We start from the raw sequence: 18,672 nt of genomic DNA, 5'->3' as shown, positions 1-18,672 counted from the left end.
AAGCGTAACAGATGCTACGGTAACACCTGTTACGGAAACGGGAAGGCGGCCTGATGATCGACTGCACACTGACGATCACCCCGGTGACCTGGGACGATCCGGACGCCGTCCGGTTGCGCCAAGCCCAGCGGACCGAGCTCGACGCCCGCTACGGCACCGACGATCACGAGCCCGGTGCCGTCCCGACCGCCGAGACCGTCGCCGTCTTCCTGCTCGCCCGCGACGCCGGCGGCGCCGCCATCGGCTGCGGTGGACTGCGGCTGCTCGGCCCCGGATCGGGCGAGGTCAAGCGCATGTACGTCGAGCCGGCGGCCCGCGGCACCGGTGTTGCGACCGCCCTGCTGCGCGCCCTCGAAGACCACGCGCGGCGCCTCGGGATCACCAGGCTGCTGCTGGAAACCGGCATCGGGCAGCCGGACGCGATCCGGTTCTACCAGCGCGAAGGCTACGAACCGATCGAGGCGTACGGGCCCTACCGCGGCGAACCGATCTCGCGCTGCTTCGCCCGGGACCTGTGATCGGTTTTCCGATGGCCGGCCCAGGCCCGGCTATTGGCGGCCGGGTGCGCATCGGGCCTACGGTCGACGTACCGTAGCTCGCCACGATTCGGGAGTTTCCCTTGCGCATCAAGCTGATCGGTGCCGCGCTGGCCGTCGCCCTGGCCGTGCCGGCCGCGCCCGCCCAGGCGGCACCGAGGATCATCCCGCTCGACCTCGCCGCCGGGCAGCAGCCCGAGAATATCGCCCTGGAACCCGACGGTTCCGCCGACCTCACCTTCGCCTACACCGGCGAAATCGGCCGGGTCACGCCCGGCGGGCGGATCGAAGTCATCGCCCGGATCCCCGTCCCCGCCGACGGCGACGTCCCGGTGGTGCACCGGAAACTGTTCCTCGGCGGGATCGCCCGCACCCCGAGCGGTGACCTCTACGTCGCCGTTTCGACCGGCACGGCGGCGACCGGCCTCTACCGCGTCCGCCCCGGACGCACCCCGGCCAAGGTGGCCGCCCTGCCGCCGGCCGGGTTCCACAACGGCGTCGCCCGCGATCCCGCCAGCGGGGACGTCTTCGTCGCCGACTCGTTCGGCTCGGTCGTCCGGCGCGTCACGCCGCGCACCGGGCGGGTCACCGACTGGGCCACCGGCGAGCTGCTCGCCCCGGTCGCCGGCTTCGGCGCGAACGGCGTCAAGGTCCACGACGGCGCGCTCTGGGTGTCCAACCTGGACCGCGGCACGCTCGTCCGGTTCCCGCTCACCGGAGCACCCGGCCACGTCGTCGCCTCGGGCCTCGGGCCGGTCGACGACTTCGCGTTCCACGGCGGTGACGTCGTCGCCGCCGTCAACCAGGAGAACCGGGTCGTCACGGTCGGCCACGACGGGATCCGGACCATCCTGTCCACTTCGGACGGCTTGGCCAACCCGACGTCGGTGGCCGTCCGTGGTGACACGCTGTACGTGGCCGATAGCGCATATTTCGGCGGATCCCCCAATCTGCTGCGCACGCGACTGGAATGAACGTGCATCCGCACGCCGATTGTGCACGCGCTTTCCTTGATCTTCGGGAACCGGTTGCCGGTGACCAAATCCACCGGTAAGTTGGCGGACCCCGGTGTTCGGTCATCGGTCACCGGGGTTCGCGCTGCTCGGCGAGCGGGGGAGGCTACCGCCGAGAGAGCGCTTTCCGGCGGTATGGGTCGCCGCCGGGCGCAGGAGGGAAACAGTGCCTTGGTGTTGCGGGGAACGGTCATGGCCGAACGCGTGACCGAGCCGTACGTGGTCGGCCTGGAGGCCATCGCGGGTGAGTTGCTGCGCGGCAAGTGGTGCGTCTACCTGCACGAATGGCTCGGCGACGACCTCGACCTGCCCACCTGGCAGGCGGAGGTGGCCGCCCACGCCGAGCACGCCGGGGTCGAGGTCTGTTTCATCGAAATCCCGCGCAAGGACATGACACTGGTGGCGAACGTGCGCGCGCTGCCCAGCTTCGAGCAGGTCACCGAGTCCGTGGCCGCGCTCGAGCACTACCGGGGGCTCGACGCGGGCAGCCGCAGCGTCGTCTCCCGCCGGTCAGCCCAGTGACACGAGCGCGATCGCCGCGCCCGCGCCGAGCAGCCCGGCGAGCTGGGCCCGGCTCAGCCGTTCCCGCAGGAGGACCAGCGCCGGCAGCACCGGGTAGAGCGCGGCGAGCACGGTCGTGACCGCCGGCAGCTGCCGCTGGGCCGCGAGCAGGTAGAGGACGATCGCCGCGCTGCCGCACACCCCGGCCGGCGCGGCGGGCAAGCACAGCCGGGACGGCAGCCGCCACAGCGCCCGGGTCGCCGCGACCAGGCCGGCGATGGCGACCACCGACACCGCGCGGCTGAACACGACCGGCCAGAACCCGGCCTCGGCCGGAATCCGCGAGAGCGCGACGAACTGGACGGCGAAGCCGAGCCCGGCGACGAAGGCGTCCGGGATCCCCGCCGCCGTCCGGCCGGCCCGCTCCCCGCGCGAGCGCGAGACCAACCACAACGCCGGTACCGCGCAACAGATCCCGGCGAGCGCGACGCCCGAAAGCCGCTGCCCCAGCAGGAGCAGGCCGAACAGGACCGGCAGGACGACGGCGGCGACGTCGCTCGCGGGCACGACCAGGCTCATCGCCCCCTTGCCCATGGCGCGGTAGAGGAAGGCGGCGCCGGCCCCGGTGCCCGCGCCGGAAAGCGCACCCACCCGAGCAACGCCGCGGTGACCGTGCCGAACCGGCGTCCGGCACGAAGCAAGGTTGACTTCAACCTTCCTCGAGCTTTTACCGTCGGAGCCATGACCGATCTCCGCACCGCACCACCGCCGATCCCGCGCACCGTTTGGATCGCTTCCGGGGTGATGGCGCTCGGCGGCTTCCTGGGCAACATGGACGCCTCGATCGTCGCCGTCGGGCTCGAATCGATGCGGGACAGCCTCGGCGTCGCCCTCGTCGAAATCCAGTGGGTTGCGACGGCGTACCTGCTCGGCCTCTCCGCCGCGCTCCCGCTCACCCCGTGGCTCGGGCGCAAGTTCGGCGCCGGACGGCTGTGGCTCGCCGCGCTGGTCGCGTTCCTGCTCACGTCGGTGGCCTGCGCGCTCGCCCCGGACGCGGTCACGCTGATCGGCTTCCGGGCCGTGCAGGGCATGGCCGCCGGCGTCATGGTCACCGCCGGGCAGACCGTGATCGGGCTGGCCGTCGGCCCGGAACGCCTCGGCCGCACCATGGGCACGCTGGCGCTCGTGGTCGGGCTCGCACCGGTCGTCGGGCCGAGCGTCGGCGGCTTCCTGCTCGCGCACTTCTCCTGGCCGGTGCTGTTCTGGCTGAATCTCCCCATCGGGCTGCTCGCGTTCGGCCTGGCGCTGCGGTACGTCCCGCGCGGCGACCGGCAGCAGCCGCCGCCGATGGACTGGCCCGGCCTCGCGCTGGTGTCGCTCGGCCTGCCCCTGCTGGTGTACGCGCTGACCGAGCTCGGCGCGCCCGGCTCGCTCAACGTCGTCCTCGCCGCCATCGGCGCCGCGGCGATGGGGCTGTTCACCTGGTGGTCCCTGCGCGCGCCCCACCCGGTGCTGCAACTGCGCCTCGCCGCCCGGCCGGTCATGGGGTCCGCGCTCGCGGCCGTGCTGCTCGGCGGCGCCGGGATGTTCAGCGCCGTCCTGCTGCTGCCGCTGTGGTTCCAGCTCCGGCTCGGCGCCGGGACCGCCGAGTCGGGCGTCCTGCTCGCGCCGATGGGGCTGGCCACGACGGTGTTCGTGTTCGTCGCCGGGCGGCTGACCGACCGCTACGGCGGCGGGACCGTCGCGCTCACCGGGTCACTGGTGGTGCTGGTGAGCACGGTGCCGCTGCCGTGGTTCGGCCCGGACACGCCGATGTGGCTGGTCCAGGCCGTGCTCCTGGTCCGCGGTGCCGGGCTCGGGCTGTCGATCATGCCCGCGTCGACGGCGGCGTACGCGTCGGTCGGCGCCGCCGAACTCGGCCACGCCACCGCGCTGGTGAACATCGTGCTGCGCGTGGGCGGCGCGCTCGGCGGCGCGCTGTGCGTGATCGTGCTGTCCCAGGGCCTGGCCGCCGGCCCGGCGACCGGGTTCGGCTGGGCGTTCGGCGTGCTGGGGGCCCTGTGCGCGCTGGGAACGCTGGCCGCGGCCTGGGTCCGGCGCGCCGAGCATTCGTCCACAGTGGACGCGAAGGCGTGATCCACCTGGGAAGCTGGCGGGATCCCCGGATCGGTGATTTGCTGGAGTCGGTCATGCACTGTCGGTAGGGGAGGACTGACGATGGCGAGGGTGTGCAAGCGGCTGATGACGGCCGTGGCCGTGACGACGATCCTGGGAAGCGTGCTGCTGGCCCCACCGGCTTCGGCGGCGGAATCCGTCGACTGGCGGCCGTGCGCCGACGCGCCCGAGGTCGACTGCGGCACGGTGACCGTGCCGGTGGACTGGGCGCACCCGGAGCGGGGCACGACGTCCGTCGCGCTCGCCCGCCGCAAGGCGACGGACCCGCAGGCCCGGATCGGCTCGGTCCTGATGGACCCGGGCGGTCCCGGCGGGTCGGGCACCGAGGAGGTCAAGAACGGCTGGTCGCTCTCGCCCGAGGTCACCCGGCGGTTCGACACCGTGGGCTTCGACCCGCGCGGTGTCGGCGCCAGCACGCGGATCTCGTGCGGGCTCGAGGAGCTGATCGCCGACCACCCGCGCTTGCCGCGCAACCAGGCCGAGTTCGAGCAGCTCGCGGCGTACAACCGCAAGCTCGGCGAAAGCTGCAACCGCATTTCCGGGCCGCTGGGGCAGTTCGGCGACACGAAGAGCGTCGCGCGGGACATGGAGGCCATCCGCGTCGCGCTCGGCGAGCCGAAACTGACGTACTACGGCGTTTCCTACGGGACGCTGATGGGCCAGCAGTACGCGGAACTGTTCCCGGACAAGGTCCGCGCGCTCGTGCTGGACAGCAACATGGACCACTCGCAGTTCACCGCGGCCGAGTTCCTGCTCAGCGAAACCCGTTCGATGCAAGCGGAATTCGGCGAGTTCGTGGCCTGGTGCGGCCGGACGCCGAGTTGCGCGCTGCACGGCCGGGACGTCTCCGAGCTGACTCGCGACCTCCAGGACAAGGCCGCCCGCGGGGAACTGAAGGACCCGCGCAGCGAAGAGGTGCTCCAGCCGCTCGACCTCGCGTCGATCTTCCAGGGCAACTTCTACGGCCCCAGCTGGGATAGGCTCGCCACGGTCCTGAAATCGCTCGCGGACGGCACACCGCCGGCGGCGTCGGCGAAGCTGAGCGACGACATCCCGATCAACTACGTCTTCCAGAGCGTGTTCTGCGATGACTGGCGCATGCCGGTGCACGACTTCGCGGAACTCGAGACCTACCGCCGGGTGTCGGCCGCATTCGCCCCGGACGTCAAGCTCAACTCCCTGGGCTGGACGTCGGTCACCGCCTGCATCGGCTGGCCGAACCGGACCAGCAACCCGCAGCACCCGCTGCAGGTGCACGGCGCACCGCCGTTGCTGGTGCTGAGCAGCCGGCACGACCCGGCGACGCCGTACGCGTGGTCGCAGGCGGTGGCCCGCCAGACGGGCAACACCCTGCTCACCTACGACGGCTGGGGCCACGGCGCGTACTTCAAGAACAGCTCGTGCGTGACCAAGGCGACCGACGACTACCTGATCACCGGCAAGCTCCCGGCCCGGGGCACGCACTGCCCGGCGGTCGAACCGGGCACGGCGACGGCGATGATCGCCCGGCCGCCGTCGACGATCGGCTTCTGAAGCGGGCCTACCGCGGCCGGCGTCGCCAGAGACCGGTCACGACCGCGAGCGCGCGAGCTCCCGGCGACGGGACCCGCGCCGCGGCCTCCGGGCCGATCCGGCGGCGCATGCGGTAGGCGAGTTCCAGCACTTCCAGGTCCTCCGGGCGGCGGCGGCCGCGGACATCCGGCCGCAACATCAGCTCGCTCACCGTCACGGGCCTGCCACTGGCACGGTGCGCCGTGCGCGCCATCAGGAACCTCCGCTGCTTTCGCCGACCGGGCTCCGCGATTCTATGAATTCGATTCGGGTTCGTCACCTTACTCGTGAGTTGTGTCCGATGCGTGTCCCCCGGGCATTAGCCTCGAACCATGATCACTATTGGGGGCCTCACCGAAACCGACCGCGCGGCCTGGGAAAACCTGTTCGCCGGCTACAACACGTTCTACGGCCGGACACTCGCTCCGGACCTCGTGGACCGGGCGTGGCGCGAGTTCGCGAGCGGGGAACGGATGCACGCCCTCGGCGCGCGGGCCGACGGCCGGCTCGTCGGCATCGTCCACTTCTTCACGCACGTCAGCACCACCTCCGCCGACGTCTGCTACCTGCAGGACCTCTTCACCGATCCCGCCGTCCGCGGGCGCGGGGCCGGGCGGGCGCTCATCGAAGCCGTCGCCGAGTGGGCGCGGGCGCAGGGCTGTGTGCGCGTCTACTGGCACACCCAGACGTCGAACACCACCGCGCGGCGGCTCTACGACCAGGTCGCGCTCGACAAAGGCTTCATGCAGTACCAGATCCCGCTCGGCTGACACTCACCGGCGGTGCCGGCCGCCGCCTCCGCATCCGTGGTGGCCGCCGAACGGCAGGCCCGCCGGGCGGCGGCCCGCCGACATCGACGGCCAGTCCGGCCCCTTCGGGCGGCCGCGCGACCACAGAGGAATGTCCGGGATCTCGTGGCGGACCGGCGCCGCCTTCTCCGGCGGCTTCGGTTTCGCTTTCGCCGGTTCCTTCACCTTGTCGACGATCTTCACGACCCGGGCCAGCGTTCCGCGGTGCACCACCGGGTTGACGGAATTCGATTCCGGATCCGCGATCACCGGAGCGATTCCGGCCGGTTCCGCGGGCGGGACTGCGGAATCCGGAGGCTGCGGGGCCGCGTGCTTGGCCGGCGGCACGACGACGTCCGCCGGCAAGGGGACCAGTGCCACCGCCGGGGGTTCCAAGCCGGCCGGAGGCCAGGCCGCGGCCGTGTCGCGGGCGGGAGGCATCGACACCGCCGCGCTGACCCCGCCGGTCAGCGCCAGCGCGCCCGCGACGACCGACAACATCCGCAAGCGCGTCACCGAGCGCAGAACCTGCGGCTTTTCGCGGTGGCGCGCTCGCGGGAGCACGAGGGTGTCTTCGTCGCGGTAGCGGTCGCGCGGTGCGTCGGACCGGACCAGCAGCTCGGCGACGGTGACCTGCTCTCGGCGCGGAGCCCTACGTGCCATCAAACCCTCCACCTGGGGCCGTCCGGACGGGCGGCAACAGTCCGGACGGCCGATCATAGGAACGCTTCAAGTCCGTGTAAAGGCTCGATCACCCGAGCCGGCCGCCACCGTCCACATGCAGCACCGAGCCGGTGACGAACGGGTTCGCCAGCAACAGGAGCGTGGCCGCCGAAACGTCCGCGGGCCGGCCCACCCGGCCGGCCGGGATCGCTTCCGCGGTCCGGCGGAAGAACTCCGCCTTCGCCTCGCCGAGCCGGTCCCACGCTCCCGAATCGACGATGCCCGGGGAGATCGCGTTGACCCGGATCGGCGCCAGCTCCACGGCCAGCGCTTCGGCGAGGAACGCGACCGCGCCGTTCGTCGTCGCCATGACCGTCCGTTCCGGTGCCGGGCGCCACGCGGCGACGCCGGAGAACAGCACCATGGCACCGCCGTCCCGGAACCGGGGCGCGAAGTGCTTCGCCAGCATCAGCGGACCGGCCACTTTGGCGTCGAAGGCCCGCAGCACCGCGGCCCGCTCCAGCGTCGTGACCGGCCCGTTGGCGGGCGCCGCGGCGAGCGAAACCACGAAGTCCACTTCGCCCACTTCGTCGGCAAGCGCTTTCAACGACGATTCTTCACCGAGATCCGCGAACGCGGTCCGCACTCCCCCTTCCGCCAATGCCGCCGGATTCCGGCCGGCCCGGATCACTTCCGCGCCCGCCGCGGACGCGTCCGCGGCGATCTGCCGGGCGATACCCGCACCGCCACCCACGATGACCAGGCGCTTTCCTTCGAACGACATTTCCGTGCTCCTTTCGTCTCGCACACGGCGTTCAGCGCGCGGCGTCGCCGGAACAATCCCGTCGCGATACGAAGGTTTTCGATGGCTGCGATAGAATTCACGAATGCCTACGCTGCGCGCGCTGGAATGCCTGGTCGCGGTCCTCGACGCGGGCTCGATCACCGAGGCGGCCGCGCGGCTGCACCTGTCGCAGCCCGCGCTGTCGCATCAGATCGGTGCGTTGGAACGCGAATTGGGGACATCGGTGCTGGAACGGCTGCCGCGCGGGGTCCGGCCGACCGCCGCGGGGCGGGCCGTCCTCGCCGACGCGCGGGCGGCGCTGGCCGCCGCCGAACGGGTGGTCCGGACCGGACACGCGGTGGCCGGCGGCGGCGAAGGCACGCTGCGGATCGCGTGCGCGGAGACCATGACCGCCGGCCTGCTCGCGCCCGTGCTGCGGGCCTGGCATCGGCACCGGCCGGAAGTGCTGATCACGCTGACCGAGACCACGAGCGCAGACGCGCTGGTCAAGGCCCTGGAGACGGGCGAAGCGGACGTCGCGGTCGGGCCGCGGCCGAGCCGCTGGACCGGGGCCACCGAGGTGGTGGGGCGCGAGGAGATCGTCGTGGCGCTGGCCGCGGACCACCCGCTCGGCACCCGCGCGAATGTCCCCATGACCGCCCTCGCGGGCATTCCGGTGGTGCACTACCACCGCGACAATGGCCTCGGCGAATGGCTCGACCAGGAAGCCGCCCGGCGCGGCACGGTACTGGAGGCGGTGATGCGGACCAAGCAGGCGGCGACGGCGGCCCAGCTCGCCGCGGCGGGACTCGGCGTGGCACTGGTCCCGACCACCGCGCTCACCCGGACCTTCCCGGGCGCGCTGCGGCGGCTCAAGCCCCCGCTGCACCGGGACGTCGTGACGTTCACCGCGACGCCGTCGGATTCGCTCGTCCGGCGGTTCCGCTCGGACGTGACGCACCGCGGGCTCACCGTGCCCGGTGTCCTGTCGGACAAACTGTCCGCGGCACCCGGTTAAGTCCTGGTGAATCTGACAGATTTCCTACGAAGGTTTTGTGCCATCCAGACGAACTTCTCGCTCACGGGCAGATTCGGCTGTGCCATTCGCCAAAGTTTGGTTCCATCGGATAGCTTGCTCCTACCGGTCAGTACCGGTGGGTGAGGCCGATCGGGTGAGGCGATCAGCGACAGATCGAGGGAAGCGGGGACGAGCATGCCCAAGCACCGGCCACGTCGCAGGAACGCGCGTTCGGTCCGCAGGACCGCCGCCGCGCTCGCGGGCGGGGCGCTCGTCGTGCTGCCGACGCTGACCACGGGCCTGCCCGCACCGGTCGTCGTGGCCAACGCCGGGGACAGCCAGCCCGACCAGGCCGTCGCCGCGCCGCCGCAGCAGCCGAACATCGTCATGCCGCCGATCGCGGTCGACGGCAGCCTCCCCCAGCCGCCGCTGCCCGAGCCGCTGGTCGTGCCGGGCGGGCGAGCCGGCTCCGCGGGCATCTCCGGGTCGCTCGGCATCCCGGGCAGCATGCTCAAGGCGTACAAGAACGCGGCGGACATCCTGGCCAAGGAGCAGCCGGACTGCCACCTGGACTGGGCGCTGATCGCCAGCATCGGCCGGATCGAGTCCAACCACGCCCGCGGCGGGTACGTCAACGCCAACGGCGACACCCTGGAGCCGATCCTGGGCCCGGTGCTCAACGGCGCCGGCGCGTTCGCCGCGATCCGGGACACCGACGGCGGCAAGTACGACGGCGACGCGGTGTGGGACCGGGCGGTCGGCCCGACGCAGTTCATCCCGTCGACGTGGCGCGGGTACGCCTCCGACGGCAACGGCGACGGCGTGTCGAACCCCAACAACATCTACGACGAGACGCTGGCCACCGCGCGCTACCTGTGCTCGGGCGGTCTCGACCTTTCGACGGACGCCGGGCAGCGCATCGCCGTGCGCCGCTACAACAACTCTTCGTCCTATGTGGACACGGTGTTGGCGTGGGCCACCGCCTACCGCGGCGGGGTGGCCCAGCTGCCCGACAGCCAGGTGCCGATCGGCACGCCCAACGCCCCGGACGCCGCCGCGGCCGGGTCCCCGGTCGGCGCCCCGGCACCGCCCGCGCCGCCGGTCCCCCCGACGCCGGGCACGACGCTGCCCGGCACGTCGACGACCCCCACCACGCCGTCGTCGAGCACGCCGACCAGCACCACGCCGACGACCCCCACGACGCCGACCACCGAACCGACGACTCCGTCGACGCCCACCACGCCACCGTCGACGACCAGCACCACCCCGCCCCCCTCGTCGACGGCCGCCAACACCCCGGCGGACTCGACGGACGCCCCGACCGGAACCACCTCGACCAGCCCGGCCGGGTGAGCCCGGTGGAGCCGTTCCTGGTGCACATCCGCTGCGACACCGACGGCTACACCCACGCCGTCACCGAGGAGGAGTTCGCGGCGGGCCGGCACGACGGGCGGTTCCGGGCGGTGTGCGGGCACGTCGTGCTGGCGGCACCGATGATCGAGGAGCCGGGCCGGTTCGACCCGGTCTGCCTGGACCTCCTGCGCGCCGGGCCACCCCAGCCGGCCGAGGTCCCCCGGCAGGAGCGACGCCGGCTGCGGTGGCGCAGCCGGCGCTAGTCCACCAGGGCCTGGATGCCGTCGAGCATCCGGTTCAGGCCGAACTCGTAGGCCGTGTCGCCCTGGGCCTTCGCGCTCTGGTCGAAGCCGCCGCCGAGCCAGATGCGGTTCATCGCCGGGTGGGCGTCGACGACGAAGTAGTTCTCCCAGAACGACGACCGCTGGTGCCACCAGGCTTCGGTCGACTGGCCGGTGCTGCGCTCCAGCCGGGTGTTCTCCGCATCGAGCGCCGCGTTCGCGTCGACGTACGTGCCGATCCCGTTGGCCGCCGCGACGGCCTGGCGCGGCGGCAGCCCCAGCTCGTCCATGATCGACAGCAGGTACTCCTGGCCCGCGAGCTGGCCGGGGCCCAGCGGCGGCCGGACGCGCGAGACCTCGCACAGCCACGGGTGGCTGCGGTAGGCCTGCCGGGTCCGCTCGGCGTAGAGCGCGACCTGCTCGCGCCAGTCCCCGCGGCGCGGCTCGCCCGGCCCGGGCAGCCGCCGCCCGACGAGGACGTCGTCGACCATCAGGTCGACCAGCTCGGCCTTGCCGGGCACGTAGGTGTAGAGCGTCATCGTGCCCGCACCGAGTTCCTTGGCGACGCGGTGCATCGACGCGGCGGCGAGCCCATCGGCGTCCGCGACCGCAATCGCGGCGGCGACGATCCGCTCGATCGTCAGCGTCGGCCGGCGGCCCCTGGTCGGTTCGGCGGCGCCGCCTCGGGCGCGCCAGAGCAGCGCGAGCGTCCGGTCGACGTCCTCGGCGCCAGTGCGTTCGACGGTCATGCGGTCCCCTCGCTTCTCGTTCGGACATTACCCTGGAAGCAGACGGAGGGGGTGTGAGGAGATGACCGCGCGCAAACCGCCCAAGGTGTCTTTCCGCTGGTGGGTCGACCGGAAGATCGACGAAGCCCGGGCCCGCGGCGAGTTCGACGACCTGCCGGGCACCGGCAAGCCCCTCCCGAAACCCACCGGCAACGACGCGGCGACCGACTGGGTGCTCCGCGAAGTGAAGAGGGGCGGGCACGACACGAAGGCCCTGCTGCCGCCGGCGCTCGCGCTCAAACGCGAAGTCCAGGACCTGCCGGAGCGGCTCGCCGGGGAGCGCGCCGAACGGCTGGTGCGGGAAGTCGTCGAGGACCTCAACACGCGGATCCGCCAGGCCTACCTCAACCACCACACCGGGCCGCCACTCACGGTGGCCCTGGTGGACGTCGAAGAGGCGGTCGCAGCTTGGCACCGCTCACGAGCGGCTTCGTAGCACTGTGGTGAGCAGGGAGATTGCGGCGGTTTGGGGCACGACGAGCGTTGCTAGCGCGGTGCCGTAGGGCAGGAGCTTGCCGCCGGAGCCTCGGCGGTGGCGGGGTTGCAAGCGCACCGAGAACCAGGCGGGCGACGGGAACCAGGCGGCGACGGGCGATCCCGGCCGCGATCACGCACACGAGCAGGCAGCCGGCGATATCCGGCGCCCCCGCACAACCCGCCCCCGCACAGCCCACCCCCGCACGGCCCGCCCCCGCACGGCCCGCCCCCGCACGGCCCGCCCTCCCTGGGGGCTGCCCCCGCTTCCAGCGTATCGAGGCGGCCCGACGGAAATCGGGGACCAGCCCTGCTGAAAGCCCGGTTGTCCACAGCCCCACCGTGCTGTGGACAACCAGGTCGGCGAGCGTGCACGGTCGCCGCCGTGTTCGGCCTGCAGCGGATCTCCGGCAGCAGGGGCGACCCAGGATCCATGGCCGCGGACCGTGCGAGCGGGTACAGCAGCAGCCGCCGCACGCCGAGGGTGAAGACGGCGAAGGCCAAGCCCGTCGAGAGCGGACCGGTGAGGGGGTGGATCAGAGGCAAAGCCGGACACGGGCACCACTCCGCATGAGTGGAAGGGGAATGGCTGCATCGAAGACGTTCCCAACGCAGCCGCGCGGCGGGAACCGGGTGAACTTCGGCCCGCAGCCGCGTAGCCGGATCGACTCGGCGAGGCGGTCCGGCGGCGCAAGGCCGTGACGCGGCTGCGGACCGAGATCGACCACAGCGCGGTGCGTGCTGCCGACCAGCAGGACGACCAACGAACCGGCGGCGGCGAAAGCGACCAGCGCGACCGGGCCGGCCACCGCGAGGAACGCCAGCTCCGGACCGCGCCGCTCCAGGAGTAGCGAAAACGCTAACAGCCCGATGGGCTGTAACCTGGTTCGATGAGAGGCCAACTCGTCGTCGTGCCGCTTTTGGCGGTGCTCCTGCTGTTCACCGTCCCATGGTGGACGCTGGTGCTCGCGCCGGACTGGGGCACCGCGGCCACGATCGCCGGGACGGCGGTGTTCGCGCTGGGCCTGGTGACCATGCCGGTCGCGATGTTCCGCGGCCACTCCCGGCACCAGAGCGACGCCGCCGCCCGCCTCGGCGACTCGCTGCTCGCCGTGATCTGGGTGCTGTTCAGCTGGTCGATCCTGAGCCTGGTGCTGCGGGTCGCGCTGCTCGGCGTCGACGATCCGGCGCGGTCGCGGATCGTCGCGGGCGCCACCGCGCTGATCGCCGCCGGGCTGCTCCTGCACGGCAACCGTGTCGCCATGCGCGTGCCGCCGGTGAAGGCGGTCGACGTCGTCATCCCGCGGCTCGGCCCGGGGCTCGACGGCCTGCGCGTCGCCGTCCTGACCGACACCCACTTCGGGCCGATCGACCGGACGAAGTGGTCGGAGGAGGTGGTGGCGGCGGTCAACGCGCTCGAGGCGGACGTCGTCTGCCACGCCGGTGACCTCGCCGACGGCGCCGTGGCCAAGCGCCGCAAGCAGGTCGACCCGCTCGGCGGCGTCCAGGCCGGGCTCGGGCGGTTCTACATCACCGGCAACCACGAGTACTTCGGCGAGGCCCAGGCGTGGCTCGACCACATGGAGGGGCTCGGGTGGGACACGCTGCACAACCGGTCGACGCTGCTCGAGCGGGGCGGCGACCGCATCCTGTTCGCCGGCATCGACGACCCGACCGGCACCGCGTCCGGCCTGCCCGGCCACGGCCCCGACCTGGCCGCGGCGCTGGACGGCCGGCCCGACGGCGTCCCGGTGGTCCTGCTGGCCCACCAGCCGAAGCAGGTCCGCCAAGCGCGTGAGGCCGGCGTCGACCTGCAGATCTCCGGGCACACCCACGGCGGGCAGATCTGGCCGTTCCACCTGCTGGTGCGGTTCGACCAGCCGACGCTGTCCGGCCTGACCCGGCACGGCGAGACGCAGCTGTACAACAGCCGCGGCACGGGGTTCTGGGGGCCGCCCTTCCGCATCTTCGCCCCCAGCGAGATCACGCTCCTGACCCTGCGTTCCGCCTGACGGCCGTTCCCGACTTCAGCACGAGCCTACCGACAAATTTTTTTGTCTTGACAGATCGAAGCGTCGGGTTCAGGCTGGTCCGCATGACGACGACAACTTCCGCCGACGGCACCCGGATCGCCTACACCCGCGCCGGCACCGGCCCCGCGCTCGTCCTCGTGGACGGCGCGATGTGCTACCGCGGCTCGTCCCCCAACGACGCGCTGGCGAAGGAGCTGGCCGCGCACTTCACCGTGTACACCTACGACCGCCGCGGCCGCGGCGAGAGCGGCGACACCGGACCGTACGCGGTCGAGCGCGAGGTCGAGGACCTCGCGGCGGTCGTCAAGGAGGCGGGCGGCGAGGCGTTCCTGTTCGCCATCTCGTCGGGCGTGGGCTTGGCGCTCGAAGCGGCCCCGCGGCTGGCCGTCCCGAAGCTGGCGCTCTACGAGCCCCCGTTCATCGTCGACGACAGCCGCAGCCGCGTCCCGGAGGACTACGTGCCCCGCCTCGACCAGGCGCTGAAGGACGGCAAGCGCGGCAAGGCGGTGAAGATGTTCATGACCGAAGGCGTCGGCCTGGGCGGGCTGATGGTGGCGACGATGCGGATCATGCCGTTCTGGGCCAAGCTCAAGAAGGTGGCCCACACCATCCCGTACGACACGGCGCTGGTGGTCGACCACCAGGCGGGCGAGCCCCTGCCGGCGGCCTGGCCGGAGGTGAAGATCCCGACGCTGGCCATCGACGGCGGCCGCAGCCCGGACTGGATGCGCCACGGGGTGGCGTCCCTGGCGAAGGTGCTGCCGTCGGCGGAGTACCGGACGCTGCCGGGCCAGACACACATCGTGAAGGCGGCGGCGCTGGCCCCGGTGCTGAAGGAGTTCTTCCTGGCTTAGGGGAAGATCGAGCCCATGCGCATCCGGATCCTCGACGCCGACATCACCACCCTCGAGGTCGACGTCGTCGTCAACGCCGCCAACTCCTCGCTGCTCGGCGGCGGCGGGGTCGACGGGGCCATCCACCGCAAGGGCGGCCCGGAGATCCTCGCCGAGTGCCGCAAGCTGCGGGCGGGGCACTACGGCAAGGGCCTGAAGACCGGGCAGGCCGTCGCCACCACCGCCGGGAAGCTGCCCGCGAAGTGGGTCGTGCACACCGTCGGCCCGGTGTGGTCGGCCTTCGAAGACCGCTCCGAACTCCTCGCCGACTGCCACCGCAACGCGCTGCTGGTGGCGCGGGACCTCGGCGCCCGGACCGTCGCGTTCCCCGCCATCTCCACCGGCATCTACCGCTGGCCGCTGGAGTCGGCCGCGGGGATCGCGCTCACCACCGTCGCCGAAGCCGAGCCCGGCCCCGTCGAGGAAGTCGTCTTCGCCCTGCGCGGCGAAGCGGCCGTCCAGGCCTTTCGGGCACGTCACAACTCCCTTGCCTGAACGATCACCCACCGGGCAGGGTGCAGACGTGCCCACCCGCGCCCTGGTCTTCGACTTCGACGGCACGCTCGCCGACACCGAATCCGCCGTCCTGCAGTCGTGGCAGGCTGTCTTCCGGGAGCACGGGACCGAGCTCCCGCTGGACGCCTGGTACGCCGTCATCGGGACCCAGCGCACCACGCCCGCCATGTTCGCGCTGCTCGCCGAGCACGTCCCCGGCATCGACCCGGACGCGCTGCGGCCCAGGACCCGGGCCCACGTCCTGAAGCTCCTCGAGGACCTCGGCCCGCGCGAAGGGGTCCGGGACTACCTCGAGACCGCGCGGCAGCACGGCCTCAAGCTGGCCGTCGCCTCCAGCTCGTCCGGGGCGTGGGTGAACCCGCACCTCGAGCGGCTCGGCCTCGACCACTACTTCGACGCCGTCCTCACCGGGGACCTCCACAAGGCCAAGCCCGACCCCGACCTCTACCTCGCCGCCCTCAACGCGCTCGGTGCGGACGCCGCCGGCACCATCGCCTTCGAGGACACTCCGCACGGCGTCACCTCCGCCAAGGCCGCCGGGCTGACCTGCGTGGCCGTGCCGAACGCCATCACGCGGAACCTCGACTTCGGGCAGGCGGACGTCCTGCTGCCGTCCTTCACCGCCAAGCCCCTCGAGGCACTGCTCAGCCGCTGACCAGGGCCAGCAGCCGGTCCAGGAACGGCAGCTGCCCCTTCAGCAGCTTCTCGCGGGCGTCCGGGAGCGTGAACCACTCGACCCGGTCCACCTCGGGGAACTCCTGCTGACGGCCCGAGCGCGGCGGCCACTCCATGGTGAACGTCCCGGGCACCACCGCCGCCGGGTCGAGGTCGGCCTCGACCGCCCACGCCGTGACGACCTTGCCGCCCGACTGCTTCACCGCGCCCAGCGGGACGTACTCACCGGACGGCGCGGGCAGCCCGAGCTCCTCCTCGAACTCGCGCCGGGCCGCCTTCTCCGGAGCCTCGTCCGGATCGAGCTCGCCCTTGGGCAGCGACCACGCGGCCGCGTCCTTCTTCGCCCAGAACGGCCCGCCCATGTGCCCGAGCAGCACCTCGACGTCCTCGCCGCGACCTCGGTAGAGCAGGAGCCCGGCACTCTGTTTGCCCGCCATGGAGAAAGTCTCCCAAGATTTTTCCGCGAGGGTGTCGAAACCCGCCGGGCCCGATCGACGCGTGGGCAGAAGGCAACGAAAACCCAGGGAAGGAACCACCATGACCGCCACCATCGCCCGCGACAGCCAGACCGCCACCCCGGCCAAGACCAAGGTCACCGGGCTCGTGGTCGGCGCGAGCCGGATCGTGATCTCGTTCCTGTTCGGCTTCCACGGCCTGCAGGGGTTCGGCTTCTTCGGCGGGATCGACGGCCAGGGCGGCGGCGTCCCGTTCGGCTCGTTCCCCGGCTGGTGGGGCAGCGTGTTCGAGCTGGTGGGCGCGCTGCTGCTGCTCGTCGGGCTCGCCAGCAGGCCGGCCGCCATCCTGCTCTCCGGCGTGATGGCCTACGCCTACTTCACCGTGCACGCCCCGATGGGCCTGCTGCCGCTGCAGAACATGGGTGAGCCCGCCGCGGTCTACTCGTGGGTCTTCCTGCTGTTCGCCGCGATCGGCCCGGGCCGGTTCGCGCTCGACAACCTGCGCAAGCGCTGACCGGCCGAGCGCGGTCCGATCAGTAGCCGCCCTGGGCGGCTGCGAGGTCGGACCGCGCCATCACGTGTTCCATCAGGCTGGTCAGCACCTGCTTCGTCGACTCCCGCTCGCGGGCGTCGCACAGCAGCAGCGGGACGTCCATGCCGACGTCGAGCGCCTGCCGGACCTCCTCCGTGCCGTAGCGGTACGCGCCGTCGAAGCAGTTCACGCCGACGACGAACGGCAGGTTGCGGCGCTCGAAGAAGTCCACCGCCGCGAAGCAGCTGTCGAGCCGGCGCGTGTCGGCCAGCACGACGGCGCCGAGCGCGCCCTCGGCCAGCTCGTCCCACATGAACCAGAACCGGTCCTGCCCCGGCGTACCGAACAGGTAAAGGATCAGGTCCGGGTTGATCGTGATGCGGCCGAAGTCGAGCGCGACCGTCGTGGTGGTCTTCTGCTCGACGCCGGACAGGTCGTCGACACCCTCGGACGCGGTGGTGATGACTTCCTCGGTCCGCAGTGGCGGCACTTCGCTCACCGAACCGACCATCGTGGTCTTGCCGACCCCGAACCCGCCGGCGATGAGTACCTTGACCGCGGTCGCGGTCAGGTTCCGCCGGGGGTCAGAGTTTCCGGATGCCATCAAGAACCGCCTGCAATACGTGTCGGTTGGGAGTTTCCTGGACCGGTGCCGCGGTACGGAACAGCACCAGGTTCTGCTCGATGAGGTCGCTGAGCATCACCTTCACCACGGGCAGCGGGAGATCGACCCGGGCGGCCACCTCGGCCACCGAGACCGGCCGCTGGCACAGGGCGATGATGCGGGCGTACTCCGGTTCGAGCATGCCCGCCTCGTGCGCGGTGCGCAGCGCGACCACCAGCGTGATCAGGTCGAGCCCGAGGGTGTCCGACCGCGTGCGGCCACCCGTGACGGCGTAGGACCGGACCAGGGGGCCGGCCTCGTCGTCGAACCAGGCTTCGTGCCGTGGGCTCATGGCGCAGTGGGCTGCGCGCCGGCGGTCCGCGGGGCCGAGGTGAGGACCTGGCCGACCCGCTTCACCATCAGGTTCATCTCGTACGCGACCAGCCCCATGTCCGCGTCTTCACGGGCCAGCAGGGCGAGGCAGGCGCCCCGCCCGGCCGCCGTCACGAACAGGAACGCGTGGTCCATCTCGACCATCGTCTGGCGGACGTTGCCGCCGCCGAAGTGCCGCCCGGTGCCGCGGGCCAGGCTCTGGAACGCCGATGCCACCGCGGACAGGTGTTCGGCGTCCTCCTCGGAAAGGTTGCCGGACCTCCCGATGAGCAGGCCGTCCGAGGACAGCACCACCGCCCGGTCCGCCCCGGCGACCCGCTTGACGAGGTCGTCCAGCAGCCAGTCGAGCTCGTGGGCGCCTGAGTTGACCATTACTCGCGCTCTCCGTACCTGTCGTCGTTCTCGGGAAACTCTTCGTCACGGGCCCGCCGGGTGCCCTGCTGGAAGGCGGACAGCCTGCTGCGGGCGGCCTCCGGCGAGTCCAGCCGGACCTCTTCGCGTTCCTGTGCGGGCTTATCTTCCCGCAGCTGGGGCACGAGGTTCTGCTGGCGTCGCCGTTGCGGCAGCGGCGGCCGGCCGGGTGCCTCCGGACGGCGCGGCTGCTGCGGCCGGCTCTCCGGCGTCGGGGGGGGGCGCGGCGGCGGGG

Annotated in this window: 25 protein-coding genes and 1 pseudogene; 16 read left to right on the top strand and 10 right to left on the bottom strand. The window is 72.1% G+C overall.

The window, feature by feature from the left end; genetic code table 11:
- Window positions 1-53: 53 nt before the first annotated feature.
- The 3 genes from ACWEVN_RS23320 to ACWEVN_RS23310 all read left to right on the top strand — a co-directional run bounded on the left by ACWEVN_RS23320 (window position 54) and on the right by ACWEVN_RS23310 (window position 2,071).
- Window positions 54-518 (top strand): GNAT family N-acetyltransferase, encoded by a 465-nt coding sequence (locus ACWEVN_RS23320; RefSeq protein WP_452052655.1) that lies wholly within the window; start codon window positions 54-56, stop codon window positions 516-518.
- Between the two features lie 101 nt (window positions 519-619).
- The gene (locus ACWEVN_RS23315) at window positions 620-1,510 is read left to right on the top strand and encodes a hypothetical protein (protein WP_452052654.1); all 891 of its coding nucleotides are present in this window, start codon (window positions 620-622) and stop codon (window positions 1,508-1,510) included.
- Between the two features lie 231 nt (window positions 1,511-1,741).
- Window positions 1,742-2,071: a hypothetical protein gene (locus tag ACWEVN_RS23310; protein ID WP_452052653.1), complete on the top strand. Its 330-nt coding sequence runs from the start codon at window positions 1,742-1,744 to the stop codon at window positions 2,069-2,071.
- Here the strand turns inward: ACWEVN_RS23310 and ACWEVN_RS23305 are convergent.
- Window positions 2,060-2,701 (bottom strand): multidrug DMT transporter permease, encoded by a 642-nt coding sequence (locus ACWEVN_RS23305; RefSeq protein ID WP_452052652.1) that lies wholly within the window; start codon window positions 2,699-2,701, stop codon window positions 2,060-2,062. The genes ACWEVN_RS23310 and ACWEVN_RS23305 overlap by 12 nt on opposite strands.
- Window positions 2,702-2,791: 90 nt before the next feature.
- Here ACWEVN_RS23305 and ACWEVN_RS23300 point away from each other — a divergent pair, with 90 nt between their 5' ends.
- Both ACWEVN_RS23300 and ACWEVN_RS23295 read left to right on the top strand, forming a co-directional pair.
- The gene (locus ACWEVN_RS23300; protein ID WP_452052651.1) at window positions 2,792-4,186 is read left to right on the top strand and encodes an MDR family MFS transporter; all 1,395 of its coding nucleotides are present in this window, start codon (window positions 2,792-2,794) and stop codon (window positions 4,184-4,186) included.
- Between the two features lie 81 nt (window positions 4,187-4,267).
- Entirely contained in the window at window positions 4,268-5,758 is a 1,491-nt protein-coding gene (locus ACWEVN_RS23295; protein ID WP_452052650.1) for an alpha/beta hydrolase, read from the top strand.
- Window positions 5,759-5,765: 7 nt separating this feature from the next.
- Here the strand turns inward: ACWEVN_RS23295 and ACWEVN_RS23290 are convergent, their stop codons facing one another.
- Complete coding sequence (locus ACWEVN_RS23290) at window positions 5,766-5,948, bottom strand: hypothetical protein (RefSeq protein ID WP_449681242.1); 183 nt, start codon at window positions 5,946-5,948, stop codon at window positions 5,766-5,768.
- 160 nt (window positions 5,949-6,108) lie between these two features.
- On the opposite strand from ACWEVN_RS23290, the gene ACWEVN_RS23285 reads away from it, so the two are divergent.
- Entirely contained in the window at window positions 6,109-6,546 is a 438-nt protein-coding gene (locus ACWEVN_RS23285) for a GNAT family N-acetyltransferase (RefSeq protein WP_449681243.1), read from the top strand.
- Between the two features lie 3 nt (window positions 6,547-6,549).
- On the opposite strand, the gene ACWEVN_RS23280 is transcribed toward ACWEVN_RS23285, so the two are convergent.
- Both ACWEVN_RS23280 and ACWEVN_RS23275 read right to left on the bottom strand, forming a co-directional pair.
- Window positions 6,550-7,227, bottom strand: a complete 678-nt coding sequence (locus tag ACWEVN_RS23280) for a hypothetical protein (RefSeq protein WP_449681244.1) — start codon at window positions 7,225-7,227, stop codon at window positions 6,550-6,552.
- Window positions 7,228-7,315: 88 nt separating this feature from the next.
- The gene (locus ACWEVN_RS23275; protein ID WP_452052649.1) at window positions 7,316-8,011 is read right to left on the bottom strand and encodes an SDR family oxidoreductase; all 696 of its coding nucleotides are present in this window, start codon (window positions 8,009-8,011) and stop codon (window positions 7,316-7,318) included.
- Between the two features lie 103 nt (window positions 8,012-8,114).
- Here ACWEVN_RS23275 and ACWEVN_RS23270 point away from each other — a divergent pair, with 103 nt between their 5' ends.
- The 3 genes from ACWEVN_RS23270 to ACWEVN_RS23260 all read left to right on the top strand — a co-directional run bounded on the left by ACWEVN_RS23270 (window position 8,115) and on the right by ACWEVN_RS23260 (window position 10,645).
- Complete coding sequence (locus ACWEVN_RS23270) at window positions 8,115-9,029, top strand: LysR family transcriptional regulator (RefSeq protein WP_452052648.1); 915 nt, start codon at window positions 8,115-8,117, stop codon at window positions 9,027-9,029.
- A 195-nt stretch (window positions 9,030-9,224) separates the two neighbouring features.
- Window positions 9,225-10,382: a lytic transglycosylase domain-containing protein gene (locus ACWEVN_RS23265; RefSeq protein WP_452052647.1), complete on the top strand. Its 1,158-nt coding sequence runs from the start codon at window positions 9,225-9,227 to the stop codon at window positions 10,380-10,382.
- Window positions 10,383-10,387: 5 nt separating this feature from the next.
- A complete protein-coding gene (locus tag ACWEVN_RS23260) occupies window positions 10,388-10,645 on the top strand; it encodes a hypothetical protein (protein WP_452052646.1) in 258 nt (85 codons plus the stop codon).
- On the opposite strand, the gene ACWEVN_RS23255 is transcribed toward ACWEVN_RS23260, so the two are convergent.
- Window positions 10,642-11,412, bottom strand: a complete 771-nt coding sequence (locus tag ACWEVN_RS23255) for a TetR/AcrR family transcriptional regulator (protein WP_449687918.1) — start codon at window positions 11,410-11,412, stop codon at window positions 10,642-10,644. The genes ACWEVN_RS23260 and ACWEVN_RS23255 overlap by 4 nt on opposite strands.
- A gap of 61 nt (window positions 11,413-11,473) precedes the next feature.
- Here ACWEVN_RS23255 and ACWEVN_RS23250 point away from each other — a divergent pair, with 61 nt between their 5' ends.
- The 6 genes from ACWEVN_RS23250 to ACWEVN_RS23225 all read left to right on the top strand — a co-directional run bounded on the left by ACWEVN_RS23250 (window position 11,474) and on the right by ACWEVN_RS23225 (window position 16,022).
- Window positions 11,474-11,887 (top strand): DnaJ family domain-containing protein, encoded by a 414-nt coding sequence (locus ACWEVN_RS23250; protein ID WP_449687917.1) that lies wholly within the window; start codon window positions 11,474-11,476, stop codon window positions 11,885-11,887.
- A gap of 736 nt (window positions 11,888-12,623) precedes the next feature.
- Window positions 12,624-12,776 (top strand): hypothetical protein, encoded by a 153-nt coding sequence (locus ACWEVN_RS23245; RefSeq protein ID WP_452052645.1) that lies wholly within the window; start codon window positions 12,624-12,626, stop codon window positions 12,774-12,776.
- Window positions 12,777-12,815: 39 nt separating this feature from the next.
- Window positions 12,816-13,937, top strand: a complete 1,122-nt coding sequence (locus tag ACWEVN_RS23240) for a metallophosphoesterase (RefSeq protein ID WP_452052644.1) — start codon at window positions 12,816-12,818, stop codon at window positions 13,935-13,937.
- Between the two features lie 83 nt (window positions 13,938-14,020).
- On the top strand, window positions 14,021-14,812 hold the full coding sequence (locus ACWEVN_RS23235; protein WP_452052643.1) for an alpha/beta fold hydrolase: 792 nt from the start codon (window positions 14,021-14,023) through the stop codon (window positions 14,810-14,812).
- A 15-nt stretch (window positions 14,813-14,827) separates the two neighbouring features.
- Window positions 14,828-15,346, top strand: coding sequence for an O-acetyl-ADP-ribose deacetylase (locus ACWEVN_RS23230; RefSeq protein WP_449687913.1), 519 nt, complete (start codon window positions 14,828-14,830; stop codon window positions 15,344-15,346).
- A gap of 28 nt (window positions 15,347-15,374) precedes the next feature.
- Window positions 15,375-16,022 (top strand): HAD family hydrolase, encoded by a 648-nt coding sequence (locus ACWEVN_RS23225; protein WP_449687912.1) that lies wholly within the window; start codon window positions 15,375-15,377, stop codon window positions 16,020-16,022.
- Here the strand turns inward: ACWEVN_RS23225 and ACWEVN_RS23220 are convergent.
- Window positions 16,012-16,479, bottom strand: coding sequence for an NUDIX domain-containing protein (locus ACWEVN_RS23220; RefSeq protein WP_452052642.1), 468 nt, complete (start codon window positions 16,477-16,479; stop codon window positions 16,012-16,014). The two genes, ACWEVN_RS23225 and ACWEVN_RS23220, sit on opposite strands and share 11 nt — an antisense overlap.
- Before the next feature lie 100 nt (window positions 16,480-16,579).
- Between ACWEVN_RS23220 and ACWEVN_RS23215 the strand changes: the two genes are divergently transcribed.
- Complete coding sequence (locus tag ACWEVN_RS23215) at window positions 16,580-17,011, top strand: DoxX family protein (protein ID WP_452052641.1); 432 nt, start codon at window positions 16,580-16,582, stop codon at window positions 17,009-17,011.
- Between the two features lie 19 nt (window positions 17,012-17,030).
- Here ACWEVN_RS23215 and ACWEVN_RS23210 read toward each other — a convergent pair whose 3' ends face one another.
- From ACWEVN_RS23210 to ACWEVN_RS23195, 4 genes and pseudogenes are all read right to left on the bottom strand, one after another.
- A complete protein-coding gene (locus ACWEVN_RS23210) occupies window positions 17,031-17,633 on the bottom strand; it encodes a GTP-binding protein (protein ID WP_004561734.1) in 603 nt (200 codons plus the stop codon).
- The gene (locus ACWEVN_RS23205; RefSeq protein WP_310967127.1) at window positions 17,614-17,985 is read right to left on the bottom strand and encodes a DUF742 domain-containing protein; all 372 of its coding nucleotides are present in this window, start codon (window positions 17,983-17,985) and stop codon (window positions 17,614-17,616) included. The genes ACWEVN_RS23210 and ACWEVN_RS23205 overlap by 20 nt, the downstream gene beginning before the upstream one ends.
- Window positions 17,982-18,398, bottom strand: coding sequence for a roadblock/LC7 domain-containing protein (locus tag ACWEVN_RS23200; RefSeq protein WP_043776694.1), 417 nt, complete (start codon window positions 18,396-18,398; stop codon window positions 17,982-17,984). Before ACWEVN_RS23200 ends, ACWEVN_RS23205 begins: the two co-directional genes overlap by 4 nt.
- Window positions 18,398-18,672: pseudogene (locus ACWEVN_RS23195) on the bottom strand (histidine kinase); the annotation flags it as partial. The pseudogene ACWEVN_RS23195 and the gene ACWEVN_RS23200, both read right to left, overlap by 1 nt.

Source organism: Amycolatopsis sp. NPDC003861, from assembly GCF_053605405.1.
This window is presented reverse-complemented; position numbering and strand designations above follow the sequence as displayed.

Coding starts and splice junctions, on each gene's coding strand:
- ACWEVN_RS23320 (WP_452052655.1), top strand. CDS start 54: ATGATCGACTGCACACTGACGATCACCCCGGTGACCTGGGACGATCCG.
- ACWEVN_RS23310 (WP_452052653.1), top strand. CDS start 1,742: ATGGCCGAACGCGTGACCGAGCCGTACGTGGTCGGCCTGGAGGCCATC.
- ACWEVN_RS23300 (WP_452052651.1), top strand. CDS start 2,792: ATGACCGATCTCCGCACCGCACCACCGCCGATCCCGCGCACCGTTTGG.
- ACWEVN_RS23295 (WP_452052650.1), top strand. CDS start 4,268: ATGGCGAGGGTGTGCAAGCGGCTGATGACGGCCGTGGCCGTGACGACG.
- ACWEVN_RS23285 (WP_449681243.1), top strand. CDS start 6,109: ATGATCACTATTGGGGGCCTCACCGAAACCGACCGCGCGGCCTGGGAA.
- ACWEVN_RS23280 (WP_449681244.1), bottom strand. CDS start 7,227: ATGGCACGTAGGGCTCCGCGCCGAGAGCAGGTCACCGTCGCCGAGCTG.
- ACWEVN_RS23275 (WP_452052649.1), bottom strand. CDS start 8,011: ATGTCGTTCGAAGGAAAGCGCCTGGTCATCGTGGGTGGCGGTGCGGGT.
- ACWEVN_RS23270 (WP_452052648.1), top strand. CDS start 8,115: ATGCCTACGCTGCGCGCGCTGGAATGCCTGGTCGCGGTCCTCGACGCG.
- ACWEVN_RS23265 (WP_452052647.1), top strand. CDS start 9,225: ATGCCCAAGCACCGGCCACGTCGCAGGAACGCGCGTTCGGTCCGCAGG.
- ACWEVN_RS23255 (WP_449687918.1), bottom strand. CDS start 11,412: ATGACCGTCGAACGCACTGGCGCCGAGGACGTCGACCGGACGCTCGCG.
- ACWEVN_RS23250 (WP_449687917.1), top strand. CDS start 11,474: ATGACCGCGCGCAAACCGCCCAAGGTGTCTTTCCGCTGGTGGGTCGAC.
- ACWEVN_RS23240 (WP_452052644.1), top strand. CDS start 12,816: ATGAGAGGCCAACTCGTCGTCGTGCCGCTTTTGGCGGTGCTCCTGCTG.
- ACWEVN_RS23235 (WP_452052643.1), top strand. CDS start 14,021: ATGACGACGACAACTTCCGCCGACGGCACCCGGATCGCCTACACCCGC.
- ACWEVN_RS23230 (WP_449687913.1), top strand. CDS start 14,828: ATGCGCATCCGGATCCTCGACGCCGACATCACCACCCTCGAGGTCGAC.
- ACWEVN_RS23220 (WP_452052642.1), bottom strand. CDS start 16,479: ATGGCGGGCAAACAGAGTGCCGGGCTCCTGCTCTACCGAGGTCGCGGC.
- ACWEVN_RS23215 (WP_452052641.1), top strand. CDS start 16,580: ATGACCGCCACCATCGCCCGCGACAGCCAGACCGCCACCCCGGCCAAG.
- ACWEVN_RS23210 (WP_004561734.1), bottom strand. CDS start 17,633: ATGGCATCCGGAAACTCTGACCCCCGGCGGAACCTGACCGCGACCGCG.
- ACWEVN_RS23205 (WP_310967127.1), bottom strand. CDS start 17,985: ATGAGCCCACGGCACGAAGCCTGGTTCGACGACGAGGCCGGCCCCCTG.
- ACWEVN_RS23200 (WP_043776694.1), bottom strand. CDS start 18,398: ATGGTCAACTCAGGCGCCCACGAGCTCGACTGGCTGCTGGACGACCTC.